Genomic DNA, 1651 nt, shown 5'->3' on the forward strand with positions numbered 1-1651 from the left:
TTCCAATGCCGCGCGCGGTTGTCGCTTCGATCGCTTGCATAACCCGGCCGGCGGCGGCCTTTTCGCCGAGATGATCGAGCATCATGGCGCCGGACCATATGGTGGCGATCGGGTTGGCGATGCCGAGATGGGCGATGTCGGGCGCGGAGCCATGCACCGGCTCGAACATGGACGGCGCCGAGCGGTCGGGATTGATGTTGGCGGAGGCGGCGAAGCCGAGCCCGCCCTGGATCGCCGCGCCGATATCGGTCAGGATGTCGCCGAACAGATTGGAGGCGACGACCACGTCGAGGCTCCCCGGCGCCATGATCATGCGCGCGGCGAGCGCGTCGACATGATAGCTGGTCACTGCGACATCAGGATAGTCCGCCTCCAGCTTTCGCGTGATCTCGTCCCAGAACACCATCGAGTATTTCTGCGCGTTGGATTTCGTGACGGAGGCAAGTTTGCGCCGCCGCGTCCGCGCCTGCTCGAAGCCGAAGCGCAGGATGCGCTCGACGCCGGCGCGGGTGAAGATCGAGGTCTCCACAGCGACCTCGTTCAGCGTGCCTTGATGCACGCGCCCGCCGGCGCCCGAATATTCGCCTTCGGTGTTCTCGCGGATGCACAATATGTCGAAGCTCTCGGCCCGCAGCGGCCCTGTCACACCCGGCAGCAGACGGTGCGGCCGGATGTTGGCATATTGCACGAATGCCTTGCGGATCGGCAGCAGGAGACCGTGGAGCGAGACGGAATCCGGCACTTCCGCCGGCCAGCCGACCGCGCCGAGAAGGATGGCGTCGAAGCCGCGCAAGGTCTCGATGCCATCCTCGGGCATCATGCGGCCGGTATCCTTGTAGAATTTACAGGACCAGGGGAACTCCGTACCCGTCAGGGCAAAGCCGGCATGTCTGGCCGCCGTCTCCAGCACCGTCCAGGCGGCGGTGGTGACATCGCGGCCGATGCCGTCACCGGGGATCAGGGCGATCGAGTAGGACTTCATCGGCATCTCTTCACAGGCTGATCAGGACGCTCTTGGTCCTGCGGTTGGCAAGATACGCGTCGCGGCCGAGGTCCTTGCCGATGCCGGAGCGCTTGTAGCCGCCGGTCGGCAGGATATGGTCGCGCGAGCGGCTGTAGCGGTTGACCCAGACGGTGCCCGCTTCGAGCTTGCGTGCGAAGCGGATGGTGCGCGAGAGGTCGGTGGTGAACAGGCCGGAAGCCAGCCCGTAAGTCGGATGGCTGGCCAGCGCCAGCGCCTCTTCCTCGGTCTCGAAGGTCTGCACGGTCAGGACCGGGCCGAAGATCTCCTCGATGATTGCAGGATTGGCCTGATCGACATTGGCGATCAGCGTCGGCTCGTAGAAATAGCCGGGGCTGTCCATGACGTTGCCACCGGTCAGGCATTCGGCGCCGGCCTCGACCGCGGCTCGCACGATGCTGTCGATGCGCGCCCACTGCCGTTCCGAGATGATGGGCGAATACTGCGTCGTCTCGTCCCAGGTCGGCCCGGGTCGGGCCGCCTTCATCCGCTCCAGGATGGCGGCCGTCAGCCTGTCGGCGACTCTCTTCTCGACGATCAGGCGTGTGCCGGCCACACAGGCCTGGCCGGCATTGAAGGTGACGCTGCCGGCGATGGCCGTCGCCGCCTTGTCCAGATCGGCATCGGCAA

General features: G+C 65.8%; 2 protein-coding genes. Both read right to left on the minus strand.

Annotated elements, in window-relative coordinates:
• Window positions 1-982 (minus strand): tartrate dehydrogenase (locus NKH19_RS33215; RefSeq protein ID WP_352983925.1); only part of this gene is annotated, 982 nt, incomplete at its 3' end.
• A 10-nt stretch (window positions 983-992) separates the two neighbouring features.
• The coding region (locus NKH19_RS33220) for an aldehyde dehydrogenase family protein (protein ID WP_352983926.1) at window positions 993-1651 on the minus strand (659 nt) is incomplete at its 5' end.

Origin of the sequence: Mesorhizobium sp. M1338, assembly GCF_040318045.1 — a bacterium.
Taxonomy (GTDB): Bacteria; Pseudomonadota; Alphaproteobacteria; order Rhizobiales; family Rhizobiaceae; genus Mesorhizobium.